The organism is Novosphingobium sp. BL-A-41-Hi4A-0G (assembly GCF_055521735.1).
Window position 1 is genome coordinate 2,293,580 of record NZ_CM145501.1, and the last position, 24,424, is coordinate 2,318,003.

At 63.7% G+C, this 24,424-nt stretch carries 19 protein-coding genes and 1 tRNA gene; 12 read left to right on the top strand and 8 right to left on the bottom strand.

Annotated features, from left to right (window positions below; genetic code table 11):
• Positions 1-57 precede the first annotated feature (57 nt).
• Both ACZ1JX_RS11140 and ACZ1JX_RS11145 read left to right on the top strand, forming a co-directional pair.
• Positions 58-2,340: an LPS-assembly protein LptD gene (locus ACZ1JX_RS11140; RefSeq protein WP_465123622.1), complete on the top strand. Its 2,283-nt coding sequence runs from the start codon at positions 58-60 to the stop codon at positions 2,338-2,340.
• 157 nt (positions 2,341-2,497) lie between these two features.
• On the top strand, positions 2,498-3,856 hold the full coding sequence (locus ACZ1JX_RS11145) for a peptidylprolyl isomerase (protein ID WP_465123623.1): 1,359 nt from the start codon (positions 2,498-2,500) through the stop codon (positions 3,854-3,856).
• A 6-nt stretch (positions 3,857-3,862) separates the two neighbouring features.
• Here ACZ1JX_RS11145 and ACZ1JX_RS11150 read toward each other — a convergent pair whose 3' ends face one another.
• Positions 3,863-4,882, bottom strand: coding sequence for a DNA topoisomerase IB (locus tag ACZ1JX_RS11150; RefSeq protein WP_465126401.1), 1,020 nt, complete (start codon positions 4,880-4,882; stop codon positions 3,863-3,865).
• A 91-nt stretch (positions 4,883-4,973) separates the two neighbouring features.
• Here ACZ1JX_RS11150 and yghU point away from each other — a divergent pair, with 91 nt between their 5' ends.
• From yghU to ACZ1JX_RS11180, 6 genes are all read left to right on the top strand, one after another.
• Positions 4,974-5,840 carry a glutathione-dependent disulfide-bond oxidoreductase gene (gene yghU, locus ACZ1JX_RS11155; protein ID WP_465123624.1) on the top strand — a complete coding sequence of 289 codons (867 nt, stop codon included), beginning with the start codon at positions 4,974-4,976 and terminating at the stop codon, positions 5,838-5,840.
• A 100-nt stretch (positions 5,841-5,940) separates the two neighbouring features.
• A tRNA-Gln gene (locus ACZ1JX_RS11160) sits at positions 5,941-6,015 on the top strand.
• Positions 6,016-6,161: 146 nt separating this feature from the next.
• A complete protein-coding gene (locus tag ACZ1JX_RS11165; protein ID WP_465123625.1) occupies positions 6,162-7,451 on the top strand; it encodes an adenylosuccinate synthase in 1,290 nt (429 codons plus the stop codon).
• Between the two features lie 55 nt (positions 7,452-7,506).
• Positions 7,507-8,022, top strand: coding sequence for a L,D-transpeptidase family protein (locus tag ACZ1JX_RS11170; protein WP_465123626.1), 516 nt, complete (start codon positions 7,507-7,509; stop codon positions 8,020-8,022).
• Between the two features lie 87 nt (positions 8,023-8,109).
• Positions 8,110-9,153, top strand: a complete 1,044-nt coding sequence (locus ACZ1JX_RS11175) for a MarR family transcriptional regulator (protein ID WP_465123627.1) — start codon at positions 8,110-8,112, stop codon at positions 9,151-9,153.
• Between the two features lie 275 nt (positions 9,154-9,428).
• Positions 9,429-10,031 (top strand): cupin domain-containing protein, encoded by a 603-nt coding sequence (locus tag ACZ1JX_RS11180; protein ID WP_465123628.1) that lies wholly within the window; start codon positions 9,429-9,431, stop codon positions 10,029-10,031.
• 35 nt (positions 10,032-10,066) lie between these two features.
• Here the strand turns inward: ACZ1JX_RS11180 and ACZ1JX_RS11185 are convergent, their stop codons facing one another.
• The 3 genes from ACZ1JX_RS11185 to ACZ1JX_RS11195 all read right to left on the bottom strand — a co-directional run bounded on the left by ACZ1JX_RS11185 (position 10,067) and on the right by ACZ1JX_RS11195 (position 13,810).
• Positions 10,067-10,600 carry an SCO family protein gene (locus ACZ1JX_RS11185; protein WP_465123629.1) on the bottom strand — a complete coding sequence of 178 codons (534 nt, stop codon included), beginning with the start codon at positions 10,598-10,600 and terminating at the stop codon, positions 10,067-10,069.
• 184 nt (positions 10,601-10,784) lie between these two features.
• Positions 10,785-12,311 carry a DUF4139 domain-containing protein gene (locus ACZ1JX_RS11190; protein ID WP_465123630.1) on the bottom strand — a complete coding sequence of 509 codons (1,527 nt, stop codon included), beginning with the start codon at positions 12,309-12,311 and terminating at the stop codon, positions 10,785-10,787.
• 8 nt (positions 12,312-12,319) lie between these two features.
• Positions 12,320-13,810 carry a DUF4139 domain-containing protein gene (locus ACZ1JX_RS11195; RefSeq protein ID WP_465123631.1) on the bottom strand — a complete coding sequence of 497 codons (1,491 nt, stop codon included), beginning with the start codon at positions 13,808-13,810 and terminating at the stop codon, positions 12,320-12,322.
• Between the two features lie 104 nt (positions 13,811-13,914).
• On the opposite strand from ACZ1JX_RS11195, the gene ACZ1JX_RS11200 reads away from it, so the two are divergent.
• Positions 13,915-15,672, top strand: a complete 1,758-nt coding sequence (locus tag ACZ1JX_RS11200) for a cation:proton antiporter domain-containing protein (RefSeq protein ID WP_465123632.1) — start codon at positions 13,915-13,917, stop codon at positions 15,670-15,672.
• Here ACZ1JX_RS11200 and ACZ1JX_RS11205 read toward each other — a convergent pair.
• On the bottom strand, positions 15,655-16,557 hold the full coding sequence (locus tag ACZ1JX_RS11205; protein WP_465123633.1) for a LysR substrate-binding domain-containing protein: 903 nt from the start codon (positions 16,555-16,557) through the stop codon (positions 15,655-15,657). The two genes, ACZ1JX_RS11200 and ACZ1JX_RS11205, sit on opposite strands and share 18 nt — an antisense overlap.
• Positions 16,558-16,966: 409 nt before the next feature.
• Here ACZ1JX_RS11205 and ACZ1JX_RS11210 point away from each other — a divergent pair, with 409 nt between their 5' ends.
• On the top strand, positions 16,967-17,344 hold the full coding sequence (locus tag ACZ1JX_RS11210) for a hypothetical protein (protein ID WP_465123634.1): 378 nt from the start codon (positions 16,967-16,969) through the stop codon (positions 17,342-17,344).
• A gap of 3 nt (positions 17,345-17,347) precedes the next feature.
• Here the strand turns inward: ACZ1JX_RS11210 and ACZ1JX_RS11215 are convergent, their stop codons facing one another.
• Complete coding sequence (locus tag ACZ1JX_RS11215) at positions 17,348-18,214, bottom strand: LysR substrate-binding domain-containing protein (protein ID WP_465123635.1); 867 nt, start codon at positions 18,212-18,214, stop codon at positions 17,348-17,350.
• 101 nt (positions 18,215-18,315) lie between these two features.
• Here ACZ1JX_RS11215 and ACZ1JX_RS11220 point away from each other — a divergent pair, with 101 nt between their 5' ends.
• Both ACZ1JX_RS11220 and ACZ1JX_RS11225 read left to right on the top strand, forming a co-directional pair.
• Positions 18,316-19,710: a proton-conducting transporter transmembrane domain-containing protein gene (locus ACZ1JX_RS11220; protein WP_465123636.1), complete on the top strand. Its 1,395-nt coding sequence runs from the start codon at positions 18,316-18,318 to the stop codon at positions 19,708-19,710.
• Positions 19,711-19,751: 41 nt separating this feature from the next.
• Positions 19,752-22,310: a DUF2309 domain-containing protein gene (locus ACZ1JX_RS11225; RefSeq protein WP_465123637.1), complete on the top strand. Its 2,559-nt coding sequence runs from the start codon at positions 19,752-19,754 to the stop codon at positions 22,308-22,310.
• Positions 22,311-22,327: 17 nt separating this feature from the next.
• Here the strand turns inward: ACZ1JX_RS11225 and ACZ1JX_RS11230 are convergent, their stop codons facing one another.
• Positions 22,328-23,002, bottom strand: a complete 675-nt coding sequence (locus ACZ1JX_RS11230; RefSeq protein ID WP_465123638.1) for a response regulator transcription factor — start codon at positions 23,000-23,002, stop codon at positions 22,328-22,330.
• On the bottom strand, positions 22,999-24,420 hold the full coding sequence (locus ACZ1JX_RS11235) for a sensor histidine kinase (protein WP_465123639.1): 1,422 nt from the start codon (positions 24,418-24,420) through the stop codon (positions 22,999-23,001). The genes ACZ1JX_RS11230 and ACZ1JX_RS11235 overlap by 4 nt, the downstream gene beginning before the upstream one ends.
• Positions 24,421-24,424: the final 4 nt, after the last annotated feature.

The window sequence follows — 24,424 nt, forward strand, 5'->3', positions numbered from 1 at the left end:
GGCAAGCGTGAAAAATGTGGAATTGCAGTTAGGGTGCACTGGTGCGATAGGCAACCCATGCAACCCGCCCGGCGGCCGCAGCCGCAAGCCCTTTACCGACGCTTGCGCCTTGCGCGTCTTGCAACCACCCCTTCCGTGTTGGCACTGTTCTGCTGGCTTGTCCCGCATGCCTTGGCGCAGGAAGCGCCTCTGACATCGCCCAAGGGGGACGAATCGTCCGTCGACGATCAGGTGCGCTTCGAAGCAGACAAGGTCCGCTACGACAGCAACGCCGAGAAGGTCTATGCCGACGGCAACGTGGTCCTGCGTCACGAGACCCAGACCGTGCGGGCCGACAATGTCACGTGGGACCGGAATTCTGGCCAGATCCTCGCCACAGGCAATATCCGCTTCGTCGATGATGACGGCAATATCGTCTATACCGACAAGGTCGAATTGACCGACGAGTTCAAGGCCGGAGCGATCGAGGATCTTCTCGTGGTCCTGCGCACGGGTGGACGGCTCGCCGCAGAGCGCGGTACCCGCGACGAATTCGGCAACATGACGCTGGAAAACGCGGCCTACTCAGGCTGCGCAGTGGAAGACGGCAAGGGCTGCCCCAAGAAACCCAGTTGGGAAGTGACCGCCGCCCGCGTCTATTTCGACGCCAAGCAGAAACGCGTGAAGTACAAGGGCGCGACACTGCGCATGTTCGGCGTGCCGATCCTGCCGTTGCCGGGCCTTGGCCATACATCGGACTTCCGCGCGGAAACCGGGCTGCTGATTCCCGATTTTCGCCTTGGCGCGGCCAACGGCGCGGAAATCAGCGAGACGTGGTACTGGCGAATTGCCGACAACCGCGACCTTGCATTGACCGGCACGTTCTACACCGGCTCGCTGCCGATGCTTACAGCGAAGTACCGGCACCTCACTGATCTCGGCGCATTTCAGGTGACCGGCTACGCAACCCGCAGTTCGCGCATCCCGCTAGGCAGCAACGCCACTGGCGGGGCGAATGCCAGCCAGCAATCGTGGCGCGGCTATATCGAGGCGAACGGCAAGCTGCAGTTCTCGCCGCACTGGAGCCTGACCGGCAACGGCCGGCTCGCGTCTGACCGCACCTTCCTGCGCCGCTACGACATCAGCCGCGATGACCGGCTGCGCTCTTCGCTAAACCTCGAGCGGATCGACGACGACAGCTACCTTTCGATCGCCGGCTGGGTCACGCAGACTGTCCGAGTCAACGATCCGCAAGGCATGGTGCCACTGGCCCTGCCCGCGATCGACTATCGCCGCCGCATGTCTTTCGACGGGGTCCCTGGCAGGTTCGAGTTCGAGGCAAACAGCCTCGCCATCGTCCGCACGGCAGGGCAGGACAGCCAGCGTGCCTTCGCCAAGGCCCAATGGGACTTGCGCACGATCACTGGCCCTGGTCAGGAAGTGACGCTCACCGGGCTGGTGCGCGGAGATGCCTATCACAGCGCCGAGAACGAACTCACCACGACCGCAGTCTACCGCGGCCTGCCGGGCTGGCAAACGCGGGGAATCGCAACAGCCGCACTCGACGTGAAGTGGCCGTTCGTCGGCGGCATCTTTGGCGGCACGCAGGTGCTCACCCCGCGCTTTCAGATCGTGGCCACGCCGAGCGTGCGAAACTTCGAGATTCCGAACGAGGATTCGCGCTCGGTCGATCTTGAAGACACCAACCTGTTCTCGCTCAGCCGGTTTCCTGGCCATGACCGGATCGAGGATGGTGTACGCTTCACCTATGGCTTCGACTGGAGCTTCCAGCGTCCTGGCCTGCGCATCACGTCGACCATCGGCCAGAGCTATCGCTTGTCAAAGCAGGACACGCTGCTGCCTGACGGTACGGGTCTCACGAACCGTGCATCGGACTATGTCGGCCGCACCACGGTGCGCTTCGGCGACATCATCAAGTTCACGCACCGCTTCCGACTCGACAAGGACAGCTTTGCCCTGCGTCGCAACGAGTTCGACGCGACCATCGGCAATCATCGGCGCTATATCGAGGCGGGTTATCTCAAACTCAACCGCAACGTGGTTTCGACGTTCGAGGATCTGCAGGACCGCGAGGAATTGCGATTTGCAGCGCGCACGCCCATCACCAGCACATTCTCGGTGTTCGGTTCTGCCATCGTCAACCTGACCAACCGCAACGAGGACCCGACGCTTACCTCGGACGGCTTCCAGATGCTGCGCCACCGCCTTGGCGTGGCCTACACCGACGATTGCCTCGACCTGTCGTTCACCTGGCGGCGCGACTACGTGAACATCGGCGACGCGGTTCGCGGCAACTCCTTCCAGGTGTCGCTCTCGCTCAAGAATCTCGGAGTGAAGTAGCGCCAATGCCATTCGATGGCGGGTTGTGGTTGCAGACTATTGCCCTTTTGCGTCCGATGCGCCACTCAGCTTGGGTTAAGCCGTGCGCGGCCAGAGAACCGGAATAACAAGAAGGCCGCCATCCGAGCGCCAGTTCGACAGGACCACTTCCAAGACCATGACGTCCAAGCTGTACATCACCCGCAAGGCGATTTCGCGCACGCTGGGTTCCACCGCGATGGCGCTGGCCGCCTTTTCCTCCGCCGCTTCGCCGGTCCTCGCTCAGGGCGCCAACGCTCCGCTCAACATCCCGGCAAACCCGACGATGTTCGGGACCAACGATCCGAACGTGCGCCGCGCGACCGCGATCATCAACGGCGAAATCGTCACCGGCACCGATGTAGAACAGCGCCTTGCCCTGATCGTCTCGGCAAATGGCGGCAAGATCGATGCCGAGGAAAAGGAGCGCCTCCGCATGCAGGTGCTGCGCAACCTGATCGACGAAACGCTGCAGATCCAGGAAGCCAAGGCTGCCGACGTCCCGGCCGACGACGCTCAGGTCGAGGCGACCTACGAGCGCGTCGCCACGCAGAACTTCGGCCAGTCCCCCGAAGCGATGGAAAAGTATCTGGCGCGCATCGGCTCGTCGGCAGCATCGCTCAAGCGCCAGATCCGTGGCGAACTGGCATGGCAGAACCTGCTCCGCCGCAACGTCCAGCCTTTCGTGAACATCTCCGAGGGCGAAGTTCAGGAAGCGATCCAGCGTCTTCAGGCCTCGAAGGGCACCGAGGAGTACCGCATCGGCGAAATCTTCCTTTCGGCAAACGACGAAAACAAGGCGCAGGTTTTCGCCAACGCCGAGAAGATCGTCGAGCAGCTCAAGCAGGGCGGCAGCTTCGTCGCCTATGCGCGCCAGTATTCCGAAGCCTCGACAGCCTCGGTCGGCGGCGACCTTGGCTGGATCCGTCTCGCCCAGCTGCCGTCGGAACTGGGTGCGGCCGCGGCGACCATGGCTCCAGGCCAGTTGGCAGGGCCCGTCGAAATTCGCGGCGGCTTCTCGATCCTGTACCTGATCGACAAGCGCCAGGTCCTGACCGCAGACCCGCGCGATGCCCTGCTCAGCCTCAAGCAGATCTCGATCGAGTTCCCCAAGGGCACGACCAACGATGTGGCGACAAAGCGAGCAGCGGAGTTTGCCGCAACGGTGAAGGCGATCAAGGGCTGCGGCGATGCCGAAGCTCAGGCCAACAAGATCGGTGCGACCGTTGTGGCCAACGACCAGATCAAGGCCCGCGATCTCCCGGGTGCGCTTCAGGAAACCCTGCTCAACCTGCCCGTTGGCCAGACCACGCCGCCCTTCGGTTCGATTGAGGAAGGCGTGCGCGTGCTGATGCTCTGCGGTCGCGATGATCCGCAGGTCGCCAGCGGTCCGAACTTCGACGAAATGATGGCCCAGATGGAGGACGACCGCGTCAACAAGCGCGCCCAGACCTACCTGCGCGACCTTCGTCGCGACGCCGTCATCGAATACAACTGATCCAGATCATCCGGCAGCGGCAAGCAATTGCGCCGCTGCCGGACCATCCTCTAGATGGGCAATCAACCCTCGTTCGTGGCGCGAAAGCCAGCTTGTGGCTCTCGGCAGGCGCAAGGTCCTGCGCCATTCTTCCTGACCTTCGACCAGCGCAAGCACTGCAGGGTGGACATAGCTCTTGCGGGCTATCGCGGGCGTATTCCCAAGATGGTCCGATACGTCCTCCAGCAACGCCTTCATCGGCATGCGGTTCTTGGCATTTGCGAGGATAGCAAAGCCCAACACACTCGCGCGCCACGTGCGGAAGTGCTTCGCGGTGAAGGCCTCACCCATGACGTCGCGCAGCCAGGCATTCACCTCGGCCGAACCGACGGGACAGGCACAGCCGGTTTCATCGAGATACTGGAAAAGATGCTGCCCCGGCAGATCCTGCATCTTGCGCACGAAGCGCACGAGACCACGGTCAGTCACGCGCATCTCCCGCTCCTTGCCGGACTTCGCTCTGAAACGAAGGCACAGGACCTGCCCCGTCACCTCGGCATGCCGCATCCGCAAGGTGGTGGCACCAAAACTGTTGTTGGCCTGCGCATAGGCTTCGTTGCCGATGCGGATGCCGCCGGTGTCAAGCAGGCGCACGATGCTGGCAATGCATCGGTCCCTCGTCAGTGCACGGCAGGCCAGTTCCTCCTCAACCCGAGCGCGAACCAACGGCAGCAGGCGTCCGAACTGTGCGCAGCGGTCAAACTTTTCGCCCTCGCGCTCTGCCCGGAAGTCGGGGTGGTAGCGATACTGCTTGCGCCCCTTGGCATCGATCCCCATCGCCAGGATGTGGCCATTGGGGGCCGGACAATACCAGGTGTCGGTATAAGCAGGGGGCAACGCAATCGCATTGAGGCGCGCGATCTCAGCGGAATCGGTTACCCTTTCACCGCGCGCATCGAGATAGATCCAGCCCTTGCCGCGTCGTTTTCGTATGATGCCGGGAAGGTTGTCATCGACATGTACGAGGTTAGGCGCTTTTCTATCCATATGGCGGCGAACGGCTACGGGACCCTTGCGGTTCCACCCGCAAGGCCGCAATATAGTATGCAACACTAACGATTTTCGAAGGAGTCCCTGCATGTCCGAAGAATACGTTCCACCCAAGGTCTGGACTTGGGACAAGGCCAACGGCGGCGCCTTCGCCAGCGTCAACCGCCCGATCGCCGGGCCCACGAGCCAGCGTGAGCTTCCGGTCGGCAAGCATCCTTTCCAAGTCTATTCGCTGGGTACGCCCAATGGCCAGAAGGCCACGATCATGCTGGAAGAGTTGCTCCAGCTTGGCTTTTCCGAGGCTGAGTACGACGCTTGGCTGATCAAGATCTTCGAGGGTGACCAGTTCACCTCGGGCTTCGTCGACATCAACCCGAACTCCAAGATTCCGGCGATGGTCGACCGGTCGGGGCCAGAGCCCTTCCGCGTGTTCGAATCGGGCGCGATCCTGATGCACCTTGCCGAAAAGTTCGGCGTGCTTTTGCCAACCTCAGGCCCGGCCCGCGCCGAATGCCTCTCCTGGCTCTTCTGGCAGGTGGGCTCTGCCCCGTTCATCGGCGGCGGCTTCGGCCATTTCTATAACTACGCGCCGATCAAGATCGAATACGCGATCGACCGCTATGCCATGGAAACCAAGCGCCTGTTTGACGTCGCCAACCGGCAGCTGGCCAAGACCCGTTTCCTTGCCGGTGACGACTACACCATCGCTGACCTCGCCACTTACACCTGGTTCGGCAACATCTACCGCGGCGAGGCCTACGGCGAAGCGGCGACGTTCCTTTCGATGCACGAATACGAGAACGTAGGCCGCTGGGTTGCCGAGATCGATGCTCGTCCCGGCGTGCTGCGCGGTCGTCTGGTGAACTCGCAGAAGGGCATCGCCGAGCGGCACGATGCCAGCGATTTCGATGCGCTTCCCCCCGAAAAGCTGCAAGGCATCGTCAAAGGTTTCTGAGACTTGGCACATGCGGGACGGCAAGCCGGCAGGCACTGTCCCGCACGCCCCTTATCCCTCTTTTCAACCGCGCCGACCACGCTATAAGCGCGCCTCCTGTTGGGGCGTCGCCAAGTGGTAAGGCACCGGTTTTTGGTACCGGCATTCGCAGGTTCGAATCCTGCCGCCCCAGCCAGCAGCGCGCGACCTTGACTTGGCAGCATGTCTGCCCCTAGGGCGCGCAGCGACAACCGGGGTCCTCCCCGTTCATCCCGTCCGCAACGCCGAGTCCTGTCGAAGGGCGTTTCTGGATCCGCCCTGGCAGGGTGGAGGAGTGTATCCATGGCCAATGTAACCGTGATCGGCGCCCAGTGGGGTGACGAAGGCAAAGGCAAGATCGTCGACTGGCTGGCAAGCCGCGCTGACGCTGTCGTCCGCTTCCAGGGCGGCCACAATGCGGGTCACACGCTGGTCGTAGGGGATCAGGTCTACAAGCTCTCGCTGCTGCCTTCGGGCATCGTAACTGGCACGCTGTCGATTATCGGCAACGGCGTGGTGCTCGATCCCTGGGCACTCAAGGCAGAGATCGAGAAACTCACTGGCCAGGGCGTCGAGATCAATGCCGAGAACTTCGCCATTGCCGACAACTGCCCGCTGATCCTGCCGCTCCACCGCGACCTTGACGGCCTGCGCGAACAGGCTGCCGGGGCCGGGAAGATCGGCACGACCGGCCGTGGCATCGGTCCGGCCTATGAAGACAAGGTGGGCCGCCGCGCCATCCGCGTGTGCGACCTTGCCCATCTCGATGCGCTCGATTCGCAGCTTGATCGCCTCTGCGCGCACCACGACGCGCTGCGCGCAGGCTTCGGCCAGCCCCCGGTCGATCGCGAGGCCCTGATCAGCGAACTGCGCGAAATTGCACCCTATGTGCTGCAGTTTGCTCAGCCGGTCTGGAAGCGCCTCAATCAGGTCCGCAAGGCCGGCGCGCGCATCCTCTTCGAAGGCGCGCAAGGCGTGCTGCTTGACGTTGACCACGGCACCTATCCGTTCGTCACCTCGTCGAATACGGTTTCCGGCACGGCCGCTTCGGGCTCGGGCCTTGGTCCTTCGTCGACCGGGTTCGTGCTGGGCATCGTCAAGGCCTACACCACGCGCGTCGGTTCGGGTCCCTTCCCGACCGAGCTTGAAGACGAAGTCGGCCAGCGCCTTGGCGAGCGTGGCCATGAATTCGGTACCGTCACCGGGCGCAAGCGCCGTTGCGGCTGGTTCGATGCAGTGCTGGTGCGCCAGTCCTGTGCGATCTCGGGCGTGACCGGCATTGCACTCACCAAGCTTGACGTGCTCGACGGCTTCGAGAAGGTGAAGATCTGCACCGGCTATCGCCTGCGCGGTAAGGTCCTGGACTACTTCCCGGCTCACGCTGCGGATCAGGCCGAAGTCGAGCCGATCTACGAAGAGATGGACGGCTGGGTCGGCACAACCGCCGGTGCCCGTTCATGGGCCGACCTCCCCGCACAGGCGATAAAATATATCCAGCGCGTACAGGAATTGATCGAGACGCCAGTTGCGCTCGTTTCAACCAGCCCCGAGCGGGCGGACACGATCCTCGTCCGCGATCCCTTCGTCGACTGAACTTTTCGGTCAGCAAGGTCTTGGGAGCAGGACGGGTCTCGCGTAGTCTCGCGCGATGGCCCGCCCATTGCTGACGATCATTCTTCCGCTGGCCCTGCTGTTGCAGGGCTCGGCTGGATCATCTGCGGAAACTCGCGCGTTGAGCGCCGACGATATCGCTTCGGTGCGTGTCGAGAAGGCAGCGCGGCGTCTGTTGCTGCTAGACGCCAACGGTCGGCCACTGCGCGTCATCACAGGAATCCAGCTTGGTGACGATCCGATTGGGGCAAAGCGTCTTGAAGGTGACGAACGGACGCCCGAAGGCCGCTACGTGATTGACTACGCCAACCCCTCGAGCAGCTATCACCTCTCGCTCCACATCTCCTATCCGAACGCCATGGACAAAGCTTATGCCGAGTCGCTTGGGCGGTCGCCCGGCGGGCAGATTTTTATCCACGGACAGCCGAACTCACTCGAAAGCGGACGCATCGAGGGTGATTGGACGGACGGCTGCATTGCGCTTGCCAACGAAGAAATCGAGGAGTTGTGGCAACTTGTGCCTGATGGGACGCCCATCGAGATAGTGACTTGATCCAAAATCGAAGTAATCAGTCTTGACCTGATCCTCATTTGTTCCACTCATGTTCGCACTTAGGGCGTTTACTGAGGGACAACGGCAATGGCACTGGATCAGGCGGCAGCGCGGTTCGATTACACATGGAACGATGACACCGACCGGGCCGACCCTGGCCAGACAGGAGCCGACGTGGCGTGGCTCAGCCCCTGTTCGCCGCTTGCCGTTTCGATCTTTTCCGACCGGGCCTACTTGCGCATGGAAATGGCCGAGGATGCAGCCGCAGCAGGCCTGCGCGTTGCAAGCACGGCAGAGATTGCCACGCTGCTAGACTCTGCCCGAGAATACCCGCTTGGCGACCTCGTCCTCATAGATTGCCCGGTCCTCGAAGCGGCAGAAATGGCGGCACTTGCCCTGCTGGATGCGCGAGTTGCCAAGAGCGGCGCGCAAATGGTGGTTTCAACCAGCATGGGTTCGCTCGACGATGTCTTCGGCTGCCTTGATCAGTCCGCAGCGCAGATTCTTGTAAGCCCCGGCCGGGCCGATCGCGTGATTGCGCTTGGCCACATTCTTTCAATGCCCGAGATGGCTGCTCACGGCGGGCGTGTGCGTGAACTGTCCGACCATGACCGAATGTCGCTCCTTCGGCTGACCCAGCAGGTCGGCGAAATTGCGCAGCGTCTCGAGTCTCTCTCGGGGGCAAGCCCAGAGACCAGCAGGGTTGAAGCCTCAGCTTTTGCTTTCGATGCTACCGGCGACCGAGATCTTGCCACCCAGCGCCTGGTTCGGGGAAAACGCGCGTCGCTTCCCGATCCCAGGCTGGTCCGCAAGATCATCCGCCAGCGCCAGCTGCGTGCCAGGTTCTTCGAAGGCGAACTGTTTGCAGATCCCGCCTGGGACATGCTCCTCGATCTGACGGCAGCGCGGTCGGAGCACAAGCGGGTATCGGTAACCTCGCTGTGTATCGCGTCTGGCGTACCGCCGACTACGGCGCTGCGCTGGATCAGCCAGATGACCGATGCCGGCCTGCTCTGCCGTGCCGAGGATGCCACAGATCGTCGCCGGGCCTTTATTGCACTGTCCGACAAGGCGGCCGAGAGCATGGCGCATTACTTCGCGGAGATCGAAGCCACGGCGTTGCCTCTGTGAACAAAGCCTCGCTGAATTCTGGCAGCAGGCTCTGCCACCTGACCCTCGCCATTCGGCGCTTCGTGCCGACACGGGTCACTGATCGCGCAGCACCAAACAGCCTCTGGCTCTAAGGTCGCTAGGTCAGAAGCTTGCTGCAGGTTCGGATGACCACGCTCAATTCCACGGCTCACTCCTTCATCGATCTCCGTGCCTTCGCTGACGGTGTCCGGTTTGACCATGCCCCGGGTTCGGAAATGACTTCGGCATGGGCCTCCAACAGCTGTCACCTGCCCTTGCCGACCGGCGCGGTCGCGGTGCTTGCAGCCGGAGTTTCTCCTGAGGGCGAACACGCCGGACTGGAAGCGGACGAGTTTGTCTTCGTTCTCAAGGGTGAACTGACGTTGGTGCAGAGTGACGTTTCGGTTGCGCTGCCTTGCAATGCCAGTGGAGTCATTCCAGCAGGCCGCCGTTTCGGCTGGCAGGCTGCAGTCGACACGACCGTGATCATCATGCGCTGCAGCAGCGGTCCGGCCGGATCGGACGCAATCGTTCCCATCAATGAAAGTGCAGACCTTGTCCCGTCCGGACCGCCGCTTGCAGAACTGCTGGTCGGCCCGACGCCGTCGTGCCGGAACTTTACAGATTACCGGTCTGCCAATGGCGAGTTCGTTTGCGGCACTTGGGATTCAACGCCCTATCACCGCTTGCCGATGCCATACCGGCACCATGAACTGATGCACCTGCTGGAAGGTGAAGTCACCTTCATCGATGGTGTGGGGCGGGAGGCGACGTTCTCGAAAGGTGACCTCTTCCTAGTCGAGATGGGCGCACATTGCTCATGGGAAAGCCGAAGTCATGTAAAGAAGGTCTATGCCATCTATCGGCCGAATGCCTGAAGAAGGGTAAGGCTGAAGCGCCGCACGGTTACGGGTCAGGTAGCGGGATCGGAGGCAGGTCCGCTTGCCTCGCCCGCAGGGGCCTTCAGCACACCGCGCACTTTCTCTATCACCACAGCATTGTCATCTCCGGGCGCGATCGTGTCCCAGAAGTCGCCGTTCGCGTGATAGAGATAGGCGTTTGTCGTGTGCTCTATCCGGTAACTGCCATCGGGCTGTGTGCGAGTCTCGACGAACACGGCGGCATTGTCGGTCACCCGGTTGATCACGTCCGCACTTCCGGTCAGTGCGATGATGGGCCGGTCCAGAGACTTGACGAACGCCGCCAGTCGCTCGGGGGTATCGTGCTTCGGATCGACCGTGATGAACACGATCGGCAATTGCTGTGGCGCAAGTCCCATCTGCTTTCGCAGGTTTGCGAGGCGCACCAGCATGGCAGGGCATTGATCAGGGCAGGCGGCATAGCCGAAATACGTGATATAGGGACGGCCCTTGAGGCTTGATCGCGCGAACAGAGTACCGTCCGTTGCAACAAGCCGGTAGTTGCCCTTCGCATCGACGCTGGACACGGCGACTGGCTTTTCACTGCTTCTCCCGGACATGACAAAACCCGCCGCAATGGCCAGCACCAACAATGCCCCAAGGAGAAAAGCTCTTCGCATTCTATCCGACTGTCTGTTCTAAGCGCCCCGATGCTGCGCTGGTGCCACAGATAGCATCGGAAAGCGCCATCAAAACACAGCAGCAAGCAATTCAGTCCGATTTAACCATCCTGTAAACGAGTGACGTCGTCGCCCCCGGGCCAACTTCGGTCGCCCAGATGCTGCGTCCGTCCTTGCGCGAAAGCTTGCCACCAGAGACAGCCCGCACCGCATCTGCAGTCGCTATGCGTGCTTCGAACCTGACGGGAACCGACCGCGCATTGCGAACCGTCAACCGGACCGTCGCCGATCGCTCGTCAGCCTCCAGTTCCTCTGCCGAAGCAGTCACTTGCGTGGCCTCGGAGAGCATGATCTCGACGTCCTCGCCAACCGCTCGATCCGGCAGGCCACCCTCGCCCGAGAGCAGCACTGCATCCCCATGCGGCTCGAACACGGTGACCGGACCACCCGGTAAGGGCAGGCCAAGACCTTCCTCCTTGCGATTGCGCGTACGCAGCATCTGGCGAACCTCGCCCACGCTACCCTCCCAGACTTCTGCCCGGTAGAGCGCCTCCATCTTCACGCCAGACTTCTGTGCGAGTGCCACCTGCTTCTGCGCATTGGCGGCTACCGTGACCGGCACCGGCACACGATAAAGCTTGAGATCGCCCAAGCCCTCCTGCTGCACCGTGACCGGGGCGTTCATCACCGTCTCGTTCCGGCGCTCCGCGGTGACAACGATGTCCGCCATTTCCATGACCGGAGGAGCCGGTGCTGGCATTGCCAATACAGGAGGTTCTACAGGCACTACTGCCACCGGCGAAAGCGCACATTGCAGCACCAGTTCCCCGCCTGAAGGCTTGGCTCCTTCCTCGCTCTCCTCGCGATTGACTTCGCCTGCAATGACGGCAGTCTCGGCATCGGCAAAGCTGGTCGCGTCGCTGCTTGCCAGCGTGACCCAGGCCGAAAGATCGGCGGTGCGGCCGTCGGGGCTCATGTGGATCACGTAGTTCGATTGCCAATCGAACCCCCAGGCGAGGTACGACAGCGAAAGTGTGGCCTTCTGCGCCACAGGACTGTCCGTCTCGACGGAAAGCGTTGGTCGCGCCGAAAGGTCCGTTGGCGCATCGGGATAGAGCAGTTCATCATCGAGACCGCCGCAGCTTACAGCCTCGACGCCCTCGGATGTCTGCAGGATCGCCGCGCCGTCGGGCCCCGAGCGAATGATCGCCCGTTCCTCACGCGCTACACCAGTCGCAGGCGCTGTCCGACGCAGGATGATCGGCCGCCCGAACATGCGCGCATAGAGGCTGCGTGGCGACAGCAAGTCGGCATCGAGGTTCTTTTCGCGCACGCCCGATGGCAAGCCGGTGACAATGGCGCTTTCCGGAAACAGCCCCGCCGCCACGCCTTCAAAGCGGATTGTCGCCTTGCCCGCAGGAATATCGACGGTGCGCTTCTCGGTGACGAGTGCGTAGCCCTCAAGCCAATCGAGATCCATCGCCGTATCGCTATCGCGGTCGGGCGCACGATAAATGCTGACCGAAACGCTTTCGGGCGCGGACGAGGTCACGAGCCCCTGCCCCAGCGCTGGAGGTGAGCACGCAAGCAGAGCGAGAATGGCTGCGCGAAGGCGCACGGGCGCGCTCAGTACCGCGTGTCGAACTGGACGGTCAGCGTGGTCTCGCCATTGGCGGGCACCGGCACCTGCCAGATGCGCTCGTCGGCGGAGCGTTGCTCGCCCTTGATGCTCTCTGACGGCACGCGGGTATCGTGCCACCAGTTGTCGAGCCCGCCCTGCACCACTTCGACGACGACCGGAGTGGCTCTCGCGTTGGTGACCTTGTATGTCATGGTGGTGCGCCAGAAGACCTTTTCGGTCTCTACGGTCACTTCGCTCGGCGCCTTGCCGGGCGTGGTTACACGGTAGCGCAGGCTCCGCTCCCATTCGCCGCTGTCGATCCGGTCGCGCTTTTCCAGCACGGGCTGGACCTTCACATCGAAGGCTTCGCCCGTCTTCAGCGCCAGCGAGGAGCCCATCGGGGTATGCCCGATGCTGTTCTCGCCAATGAACTGCGGCTGCCCGCGCGCATCGCGCATATAGACGCGGACCGTGCCCGCTGGAAGCGCATCGCCCAGCCCAGCCTCGCGCGCAGTGGAGAAGCGCAGCACGGTGTCGGCGCTCTGCGGCTCGGTCTGGCTGGAGAGCCAGCCGTTGCGGAAGTGATAGGCCTTGGTAGCGGGTGCCCCTGCCACATCGAGGAAGCTGACCTGCTTCTGCTGGGCATTGGCGACGGTCGTCCGCCCGGCAATGGGATAGACGTAGAAATCGCCAAGGCTTTCGCGGCCCGCACTTTGCGTGCCCATGCGATTGCCGGGCATCACGGGGCGCCCCCCTCCATAGTTCTGGGCGGCATAGTTCTGCGCGCCATCACCGACCGATCCGGCCACCAGCAACACTTTGGCCTTCCCGAATGTCGTCCCGCTGTTGTTGTTGAGCGTGATCCAGCCCTGCACGTCGATCTTGCCCGCCGCCTCGTCAAACAGGGCGACATAGTCCGCCTTCCAGCCAAACCCGCGCGACAGGTAGCTGAGCGAGACAGGCCGCGCACCCAGTGTTGTGGTATCGAGCGTGACCGAAAGCGTCGGCCGTGCGCGCAATCCTGCCGGAAGGCTCGGGAAGATCACGCGCGCGCCATATTCGTTCAGCACTTCGATCCGGTCACCAATGCGCACAACCGTTCCGCCATTGTTTGCAAGGATCGTGGCGGCCTCGCGCGTTTCCACGCCGGTTGCGGGATTGGTGCGGACCACTGTCACCGTCTGGCCGACAGCCTTGTCCATGAGCTTGGCAGGCGTCAGCAGATCGTAGTCGAAGTTCTGTTCGACGATGCCGGTGCCGCCAGCGTTGAGCGTCACGGTCTCGGGTCTTATCGCGGACGAAACATCAGGAAACTCCTGCCGGGTACGGCCGAGTGGCAGCGACATCTGCCGCACGTCCTGCACGAGTGCCAGATCGTTGTTGTAGATGGTGAGCGATACATCGCCCTGAGAGGATGTTGGCGCCGATGTCTGCGCGGACTGCGCCATGGCCACTGCCGGAATCGTCGCGGCCGCCAGTACAAGACCCATGCGCATATCTGCCCCTCCGTCGTTTCCCTCGGGCTAGACTTTCCGTGACGACAGATCAACGCAAGCTGAACGGCTGTTGCGATGAATCAGGAGCGGCCTAAAGAAAGGAAATGGCAGAACATTCCTCCATGCTCCGCGACGGGTTCCTCCTGCTAGGCTTCGCGCTGGCGTTCGTGCTGGTCTTCCGGCGGCTGGGATTGGGCGCGACTCTGGGCTATCTGCTCGCCGGAGCCGTAGTCGGACCGCAAGTGTTGGGACTGGTTGGCGATGCCGAACAGAAGCTAGGCATTGCGGAACTGGGCATCACCTTGCTGCTGTTCCTCGTGGGTCTTGAACTGAACCCCGCGCGCCTGTGGAAGATGAAGCGCGACATTCTCGGTCTTGGCCTGCTGCAGGTGACAGCGTGTGGCCTTGCGATAGCGGGCATGATCCTTCTGAAGACCGAGTTCAGCTGGGAAGCCGCGCTTGCACTGGGCATGCCCTTGGCGCTTTCATCCACCGCGCAGGTCCTGCCGATGCTGCAGTCTTCCGGGCGTCTGCGCACCCCGTTCGGCGAGCGGGCCTTTGCCATCCTGTTGTTCCAGGACCTCTCGATCATCCCGATGATCACGATAATCACCGCGATGAGCCGCAATCCGGCCGACGCCGGCGGCCCTCCGGGCTGGCTGATGGTAATCTACACTCTGGCGGCTATCGCCGCCCTGATCGCGGCTGGGCGATACCTGATCCGCCCGCTGTTCCGGCTGATCGGCAATCTTGGCGAGCGCGAGATGTTCGTCGTCGCAGCGCTGTTCACGGTGATGGCCTCGGCTGCAGTGATGGAACTGCTGGGTCTGTCGACCGCGCTCGGCGCATTCGTTGCGGGCGTGATGCTGGCCGACAGCCCCTATCGCCACGAACTTGAAGCCGATGTCGAACCCTTCCGTTCGATCCTGCTCGGCCTGTTCTTCCTTGCCGTCGGCATGATGCTCAACCTGCACGCCATTGCCGAGCGCCCCCTTTTCGTGGCGGGGATGGCGGCAGGGCTGATCGCGATCAAAGCGACGATTATCTTCGGCATCGGGCGCGTTTTCGGAATGCCATGGCGCGGTGCGCTGGCTCTCGGACTGCTGCTCAGCCAAGGGGGCGAGTTCGGCTTCGTGCTGTTCGCCCAGGCCCAGAATGCGCTGCTGATCGCACCTGATGCTGCCAGCCTGTTTGGCGCTGTCGTCACGCTGTCGATGGCCACCACGCCGTTCCTGATGATGGCCACAGCCAATTTCCGACGCGAGGCGGAAGCGGCCAAGGGCGAACGTGAAGGCCCTCAACCCGATGGTTCGAATGCCGTCGTGGTCGGTTTCGGCCGCTTCGGTCAGAGCGTCACCCAGATGCTCCTCGCCAGCAACATTCCGGTGACCATGGTAGATACCGACATCGAGATGATCGATGTGGCCGCAACCTTCGGTGCCAAGGTCTATTTCGGTGACGGAACCCGACTGGACCTGCTGCGACAGGCTGGCGCGGACGAAGCAGAGATGATCTTCTTCTGCATGGATGGCGATCAGGTCTCGCCAGAACTGGTCGAAGCCGTTCACGATGCCTTCCCGCGGGCCGCGATCTACGTCCGCGCCTATGACCGCCGCGCGTTGATCCGCCTGCGCGGAACGCCGGTTGGCGCAGTGGTGCGCGAGGTCATGGAGTCCGCCGTGAAGATGGCACGCATCGCTCTGGCAGACGCCGGACTGTCTCAGGAAGCGATAACCCGCGCAGAAGACATTTTCCGCGCCAGCGATCGTGAGCGACTGAAGCTGCAGATCGAGGCGGGTGACATCCGCGTCGCGCGTGACAGGATCATCACGGAGCCGCAGGCGTCAACGCAACAGGGATAACGCCTCGGCCTGAATGCGCTTGGCAAGAGCATGATAATCACCCGCACTTGCGGACTTCGCACGCCATGCCGCAACGATCTCGCGGCTACATTGCCACTTGTCGACCTTCAGTCTCGCTACCAGCGCATCGCCGCCCACGTCCGACCTGAGGTACAATTCAGGCAGAATCGCCAAACCCACCCCGCTGCCGACCATCTGGTGGATGCTGTCGAGACTTGTGCCTTCATAATCGTAGAGGATTTCCGCTCCGAGTTCGGCACAGGCGCGCTGCACCTGCTGGTGATAGTGATGGCGCGGATCGAGCGTCAGGAAACGCTCCCCTGCAAAGTCGCTTCGATCGATTCTGCGCGCACTGGCAAGGAGGTGATTGCGCGGGGCAACGATCGTCATGGGCTCCTCGAAAAGGGGCAACACCTCGAGATCCTCGCCCACCACCGGACCGGGGCCGACCATCATGTCGAGCCGCCCGGCGACAAGATCGCGCGCCTGTTCGACCGGAATGCCATCGCGGATGTAAAGGCGCAGGCCCGGTTGCTCGACATGAAGCCCGCCGATGATCGCCGGCAGGAGATATGGCCCGAGCGTGGGCGTGACTCCGAATCGCACGATCCCGGTCAACTGCTTGCGCGAGCGGGCAGCAAGCGCCCGGATATCGCGAATCTCCAGCAGTACCCGCTTCGCCCGCTCGGCGATCTCGCGTCCGATTGGCGTCAGTTCGACGGATTGAGCCGCCCGATCGATAAGCGTCGTGCCTAGACGGTCTTCCAGGGCGCGTAACTGATGACTCAGTGTCGGTTGCGAAATGTTGCAGGATTGGGCCGCCTTGCCAAAATGACGCAACTCGGAAACGGCCAGGAAATACTCAAGCTGTCGAACAGTTGGCATCGAAACCCCGATAGATATTCTCTATCGATTTATGCTTGTTCTTTCGATTGGACGCAACTTGCGAATCCCGTCATTCCGGTAGGGCAAGAGACGCGAAGGACGCCCCAACTGGCCGAAACCGGCAGTTACCTGGCTCCCCCCCTCGCCTGTACCGGACGGCCTTGCCACCGTCTCTTGCCCGGGAGCGGCACAGTCCCAGTCCGCGCCGCTCCCGCCAAGTTTCGAACGCGTCGCGCCTTGCCGCTCGACCCCGAATTTTGCGGCACGCGACACGCCACGTGCGGATGAGGCCCGCCCCCGGAAGCGTTGGCCGCCGAACGTGGAGCACTGGCGGTGTGCGCTGACGACCCTGGCGGCGCGCATCGCCAGAACAATCCCGCCCCTCGGGGCACGTGAAAGGCCAAGAGCCATGCTGACCTTGTTTGCAACTGCCCTCGCAACGACCCTGATCCCGGCCAGCCACCCGATCGGTGCGACGGCAATGGCCGAAAGCGCGCACCACAGCTTCCGCCTGCCAGCTGACCTGTCGTACGACAGCCCGAAAAGCGGCCTCTCGACAACCAGCACGAAGGCCTGCCCGACTTCGCAGGTCGTCACAGTCTGTGCAAACCGCGCGGACCGCATCCTGAAGCTTCGCGTACCTTCAGAGGATGTCCGGACGGGCGATGCTGCGGGGCCTCATCTGCGCGCACTCAGGATTCAGCCCAGTCGCTGCGTCAACCCTGTGGAGGAAGGATTGCGATGCATCCGTCCGGTTCCCGCCGCCCGTATTTCTCTTGGGAACTGAACCTCACGCTCCCCGCTCCAGCGCGGCGATGATGTGCTGGGCCAGCAAGTGCGCAGTGTCAGACAGGCCCGGCGCCTCGATCAACGCAATCTCGGTATCGTAGAGCGGAGGAAGACCGGCATCCTCGCCCACGGCGGCAAGTCCGGGCGGGACCATTTCCAGTGGCAGCACGGTCATTCCAAGTCCTGCCCGCACGGCTGACAGGCTCCCGGCAAGGCTGGTCGAGGTATAGGCCACACGCCATGGACGCCCGACTGCATCAAGCGCCTCGGTCGCGCGCTTGCGATAGACGCAGGGTTCGGGCGAGACGACCAACGGCACACGCGCAAAGTCGGAGGCCGACTGCCGATCCCGAGCGACCCAGACCAGCGGTTCGCGCCAGACTCGCACCCCGTCCTGCTGCTCCTGCGTCGGCTGACGCTTGACCATTGCGAGGTCGAAATCACCCGCGTGGAAGCGCTCAAGCAGGTTCAGCGTAAGGTCGCACGTCACTTCCAGTTCCACCAGCGGGTGCGCTGCGGTGAAGGCTGAAAGGACGGTCGGTAGATGCGCCGTCGCGAAATCCTCAGGCACGCCTATGCGGACAGAGCCGGCAATGTCCGGTTCGAACATCTCGGCCACCGTGGCATCATGAAGCCGCAGGATCTGCCGCGCGGGGCCGATCAGACGCTCCCCGTCCGAGGTGATCGCCAGAGAGCGTGGGCTGCGCAGGAACAGGACACGGCCGACCTGCTCCTCCAGCCGTTTCAGCTGCAATGAAATTGCGGATTGTGTCCGCCCCAGCCGCTCGCCCGCACGGGTAAAGCTGCCGGTATCGGCAATCGTCACGAAGCAACGCAACAGATCGATGTCGAGGTTTCGTAAGGCCATGAGATCGCTATATCATTTATAATTGAAATCTTCAATATTTCAGAAATTCGTTTCACCAATCATGACCGATGCTGCACCTGCACAGGCAAGGAGGCATTGAAATGAATCAGATGACCATGACTGCCAGTCGGCAAGCAGCCATCCCTGTAGCCAATCGCTCTGCTGCAACAGTACTGCGAACAGCAGTTGCGAACCTGCCTGTGGCGGCCCTTGGCCTGCTGTTGGGCGCGGCTTTCCTGACCGGGCATGTGGCAGCGACGACCGCGGGTGTGGCGCTGGCAGGACTGAGCCTGCTCGTCACTGTCGTCGTTCTGGTCTTCGCAAAACGCCAGTTGCGCGCTGATCGTCGCAGCGCTTCCTTCGCGCGACTTGCTGTCGGTCTTGCCATTGCCACAGTGCTGATGGGGCTGACCTCCGATGCCCTGCTGCTTGCCGCCGCATGGATCGTGTCCGGTCGGCTGATGGCAGGCCTGATCGGTCACGTCGGTGAATGGAGCGAAGCGCGGGATGCCGCTCGCACGGCCAACATCGCTTTCTCCATCGGCGATCTCGCGCTGGTCGGTGCAATGCTCGTCCTCTCTCTTGGCTCAGGTTCAAGCGACATCGCCGCAATCACGGCAGCGGTTCCCGCCATGGCCGGTCCGCAGCTGACGCTCGCCGCCTTCCTACTGGTCATTGCCGCGCTTGCCCGCTGTGCCCTGCCACCGTTCTCGACATGGCTGATGCGCTCGCTTGCGGCCCCCACCCCGGTGTCGGCGCTTATGCATGCAGGCTTCGTCAATGCAGGCGGCTTCCTCCTGATCCGCTTCGCCCCCGCGCTTGAGGCTGTCATCACGGCACGCTACGCCCTCTTTGCGACCGGGGTCGTGGCCGCCCTCGTCGGCAGCGCGATCATGCTGGTCCGCAGCGATGTCAAGGGTGCTCTCGCTGCCTCCACGGTCGGACAGATGGGCTTCATGCTCCTCACCGTCGCACTGGGGGCCTATCCCGCTGCACTCTGGCACATGGTCGCCCACGGTCTGTTCAAGGCCTGGCTGTTCCTCGGCTCGGCCGGAACGATCTCGACCGCACCGACGCGCACCAAGGGCCTGACACAGCCTTGGCCCGCCATCATCGCCCTCGCGACGCTGGCCGGCTGCATTACCCTGATCGAGACCCAGCATGCCGACGCCCTTCTCCCGGTTGGTCTCGCGCTCACCGCACTGCTCTGTGCTCTTGTGCTGGCGATGCGCGCACTGCCACGCGGTCCACTGGGACTTGTCGTTGCAATCGCCCCGATCGTACTGATCGCACTCAACGCAGCGGCGCTTGCGATCATGACCATCCTTCAGCCTTCTGCCGCCCAGCCGCTCATCTCGCCCCATGGCCAGATCGCGCTGCTCTCGCTCTTCCTGGCGGGTTGGGTCTGGCAGCAGCGGGTGGTGACAGGCGAGCAAGCCCTGCCTCACGCGCTCTACGCCCGCCTGATCCATGCCGGCAGCACCATCACTGCCTGAAAACTCAAGACTTCGGCCAATCCAGATCAAGGACCCAAGCCATGAACATCGCCACCGGAGCTATGCAAGCGACAAGCGGCATTCCCGTCAGCCTCCAGGCCGAACGGCAGGAACTGCAGGCACTCGTCGATATCGCCGCACAGACCGTTGCGCCGCTCTGGCCGCTCGACAGCGCCATCGCCGTCAACCCGCTCTCCGGGTTTGAAGACCAAGCCTTCGAGCAGGCCCTGCCCGAGGCCGCCGGACTGTTCGGCGCTCGCCCCTCGCTGTCCCTCATCCAGTGGCGCAAGATCATGGAAGAAGGCCGCATCGACTACGTCGCCATGCGCAAGGCCGTCGTGAACGCACTCGGAGGACTGGACGAGGCTTTCGCGCCGCTGGGGCCCGACCTCAACGCCTACAACCTGCTGGTCGCCCGGCTGACCGAGCTGCCCACCGATGACGTTCAGGCCACCCGTCGCGAGCTGTCCCCCGCCTGCGCCATCCTCGCGCGCTGGCTCGCCGCTTTCTTCGACCGCAACGGCGCACTGCGCCTGCCCGGTCGTCACCTCGGCCTTTATGCCTGCCTGAGCACCGCGCTGCGGCATGATCCGGCCCTCGTCCGCACCGGTGATGCAACCGCTGCGCATTGGCTGGAACTGGTGCCCGCCGATCCCATCGAGATGCTGCTGTTTGCCGCACGGCGCGATGGCGTTGCGCGCGAGCGGAGGCTTGGCTGGCTGCGGTCGCTGGTCGCTGCCCTGCCTGGCTGGGCGGCACATCTGCGCTGGCGCAGCGAACACGGTGGCCCTGCCGCCAGCGAAGGTGCGCCTGCCACGATGGTCGAATTGATGGCGCTGGTCGCCCTGGTTGAAGGGACTGTCCGCAACGGGCCGCGTGCCCTGCCCGACGCCAGCGCCGAAGCATCTGGTGTCGAACAGGCCCTGCTTGCCCACTTCGGCCTGCCCGCCGATGCCGCCGAGACATGGACCGAAGCTGCTCGCAATCGCTTGCGGAGCATCGCTGACCTGTCGCTGGCGGAGCTGGGCCTGATCTTCCAGCAGGCGGCAGAGGCCTCGTTCCTCGCTGAATACGCCCCGCTGCTCGAAGGCGCATCGGCCCGGATGACCGCACCTGTGGCAAAGCCTGCTGCCGAGGCGCAGGCCGTGTTCTGCATTGACGTCCGCTCGGAGCCGATGCGGCGCGCACTGGAAGCGCAAGGGCGGTACGAGACGCTGGGCTACGCCGGCTTCTTCGGCCTGCCCATCGCGATCAACCCGGCCTGCGAGGCCCCGCAGCGCAACCAGTTGCCGGTCCTGCTGTCGCCAGCGCACGTGGTGGCAGAACGTCCCGCAACAGGCCGGGAGGCGGAAGCCGACGCCATGCTCGCCCGCCATGCTGCTCTTGCCGACGCGCGCGCCATGCTCGACACCACCAAGGGTGGTGCCACTGGCTTTGCCACTGCCGAAGCGGCAGGTCCGCTCGCGGCTGTCGCGCTGCTGGCCCGCACGCTCGCCCCGCGCCTCTCCGATGCGATGCGCAAGCGGCTAGTCGGTGAGCGGGGCCATGTGCTGACCCCGTCGGCCAGCAACGATCACGACCATACGCACAACCACAGCGCCAGCGCGATCCCGCTCGAGCAACGCATCGCCTACGCACGCGGCATGTTCGCGCTGACCGGCCTCTCTGCAGAAACTGCGCGACTGGTCGCATTGGTCGGCCATGGCGGTTGCACCACCAACAACGCCTTTGCCGCAAGCCTTGATTGCGGTGCCTGCGGCGGTCACCCCGGCGGCCCCAACGCCCGCCTCATGGCTGCGATCCTCAACGACACTCAAGTGCGTGAAGGTCTCGCCGCGCAAGGCCTCGAGTTGCCCGATGATACCTGGTTCATCGCAGCCCAGCACGACACCACGCGCGATGAAGTGGAAATCTTCGACCGCCAGCTCGTTCCCGCCACCCACGCTCAGGACCTCGCCCGGTTCGAGCAAGCCCTGCTGCAGGCGGGCGCCAAGTGCCGCCAGGAACGCGCCGCCCGTCTAGGCCGGACCGCGGAAGATCTGCTGACCGGTGCCGCCCACTGGGGCGAAGTCCGCCCCGAGTGGGGCCTGTCGGGCAATGCCGCTTTCATCGTTGGCCCCCGCGCGCTCACGGCGGACATCGATCTTGGCGGCAATGCGTTCCTCCACAGCTACGACTGGAAGAAGGACGAGGACGGCAGCGCGCTGACCGGGATCATGACCGCGCCGATGATCGTGGCGCAGTGGATCAACTGCCAGTACCTGTTCTCGACCATCGATAACGAGGTGTTCGGCGCGGGCGACAAGACCACGCAGAACGTGGTCGGCGGGTTCGGCGTGGTGCAGGGCAGCGGCGGCGACCTGTGCGTCGGGCTGCCGCGCCAGTCGCTGTTCCGCGACGATGGCACGCCCTACCACACCCCGCGCCGCCTTTCGGTGATCATTGAAGCGCCGCTGCAGCGCGTGCAGGACATCGTCCTTGCCCACGATGCGGTCGGCCGTCTCGTCGAGAACGGCTGGATCAACCTCGTCGTGATCGACCCCTGGAAGCACAAGGCGCACCACTGGGTCCGCGGCGAATGGGCGGCGCGGCCCTGCTGATCTAAAGACGCCGGGGATCAGCTCAACCTGTAGCCGATCCCCGGTTCGTTGCGGATCAACCGGGGGTGTGACGGGTCTTCCTCAAGCTTGAGCCGCAAGGCCCGGATCACCACGCGCAAATACTCGACATCATCGCGGTGCGCCTTGCCCCATACGCTCTCGAGCAGGGCGGCGTGGGTGAGGACGCGCCCGCCGGCATCGACCAGCGCGTGGAGCACGGCGAACTCTTTGGGCGTCAGTTGCACCGGCCTGCCGGAAACGCTTGCCTCATGCCGGGGCAGGTCCAGGCTCACAGGTCCATGCTCAAGCACTTCGGCCTTAGCGACGGTCTTGCCGGCGCCGCGCAGTGCCACGCGCAACCGCGCCAGCAGTTCGTCCCCGTCGAACGGCTTGGTAACGTAGTCGCTGGCCCCCAGATCGAGTGCGGTGACCTTCTCCTGCACTTCGCCTCGAGCCGAAACGACCACAACCGGCGCATCGCACCGTGCCCGGATCAGCCCCAGCAATTCCAGCCCGTCGCGATCGGGAAGCCCCAGATCGAGCAGCACCGCGTCAACCGGCTCGTGCGCCAGAGCGGCAAGGGCAGCTCTGGCATCACTCGCAGGCACCACATCATGCCCGTCCCTGCGCAACACGACTTCGAGCAACCGCAGGATCGCGGGCTCGTCATCAATGCACAGTATACGGCTCATGCTTCACCGATCTTCACGCACGGTGCCGAAACCTCGAACCGTGCGCCACCGCCTGCTGCCTGTCCGATGTTCACATTCATGCCCATCGCATCGGCAAAGTCCTTGACGATGGCAAGGCCCAGACCGCTGCCATCGGTGCGGTCGGACCCTTCAATGCGGCGGAAACGCTCGAAGATCAGCGCGCGTTCGGCCTCGGGCACGCCGGTGCCATCATCCTCGACGCTCAACACGACACGTTCGCCATCTGCCCTTGCCGCAACGGTCACCTGCGAGCGGGCATGGCGCACGGCGTTGTCGACGAGATTGGCCATGACGTGGTGCAACAACACCGGATCGCCGCGCACGAACGGCAAGTCCGCCGCCACATCGCGCCGGACCGTGACCGCTGCAGGCAGGACGAGGTGATCGCACACGCCGCCGATCACGTCGATGAGATCGAGACTTTCGCAAGCGACGCTAAGCGATCCGCCCTCGATCCGTGCGGCGGCGAGCAGGTTGGCCATCATCCCGTCTAGCCTGCGCGCTGCGACCAGCGCATCGCGGACATCGGGCCGCTCGCGCGCGATCTGCTCCAGCCGCCCAGCGATCACGGTCAATGGCGTGCGGAAATCGTGGGCAAGCGAGGCGAGGAACGTGCTGCGCAGCCTGTCGCGCGCTTCGGCCAGTTCGCGCTCGCGCCTTTCACGCAGCAGGCTCTCGCGGTCACGCGACTGGCCGAGCTGCAGGCACAGTTCGGCCATGCGTTCGATCTCGGCGGTTGTGCGGGTGTGCCCTGTGGCGGGCCTTGCGAGTGCCAGAACCGCATCGCCGGGCCGGTTGCGCCGGACGAGCGGGAAGAAGGTCCAGTCCGCCGCCGCCATCGTCAGCGTGCCATGCCCGGTGACATCGCCATTGTGCAAAGCCCACGCCGCAGCCGACTGGTCAAGCGAGGACATGCCGCCTTCCCCCGCCTCGTCCAGAAGCACGACCTGCCCGTAACGCGATGCAAGATATCCGAGCGCGCGGTCCAGGGCTTCGCTGGCAGGCTCGGCGGACAGGAGCCCTGCCAGTGTTGCCGCTTCTGCGCTGGCCGCCGCCCGCTCGTTCGCCTCAGCCTCGCGCGCCAGCAACCGGGTCGCCAGCCGTCCGGTGACCACGGCCACGACGCAGAGCACGAAGACGCTGACGAGGTTGTCGAGACGATGGACCCGGAAGGTGAAGCGCGGCTCCAGCAGGAAGTAGTTGTAGGCCGCAGCCCCGGTGAGCGCCGCGATCATCGCAGGACCGATCCCGCCGCGCGTTGCGGCAAGCAGCACCGGCAGGAGGAACAGCAGCGCTGCCGAGGCCAGCCCCATCGTCGGCAGCAGTGCCGAAGTCAGTGCTGCCACCACGGCAACGGCCAGCAGAGCCTCGAGGGCAGAGGAAAGATAGCGCGGCACGGGC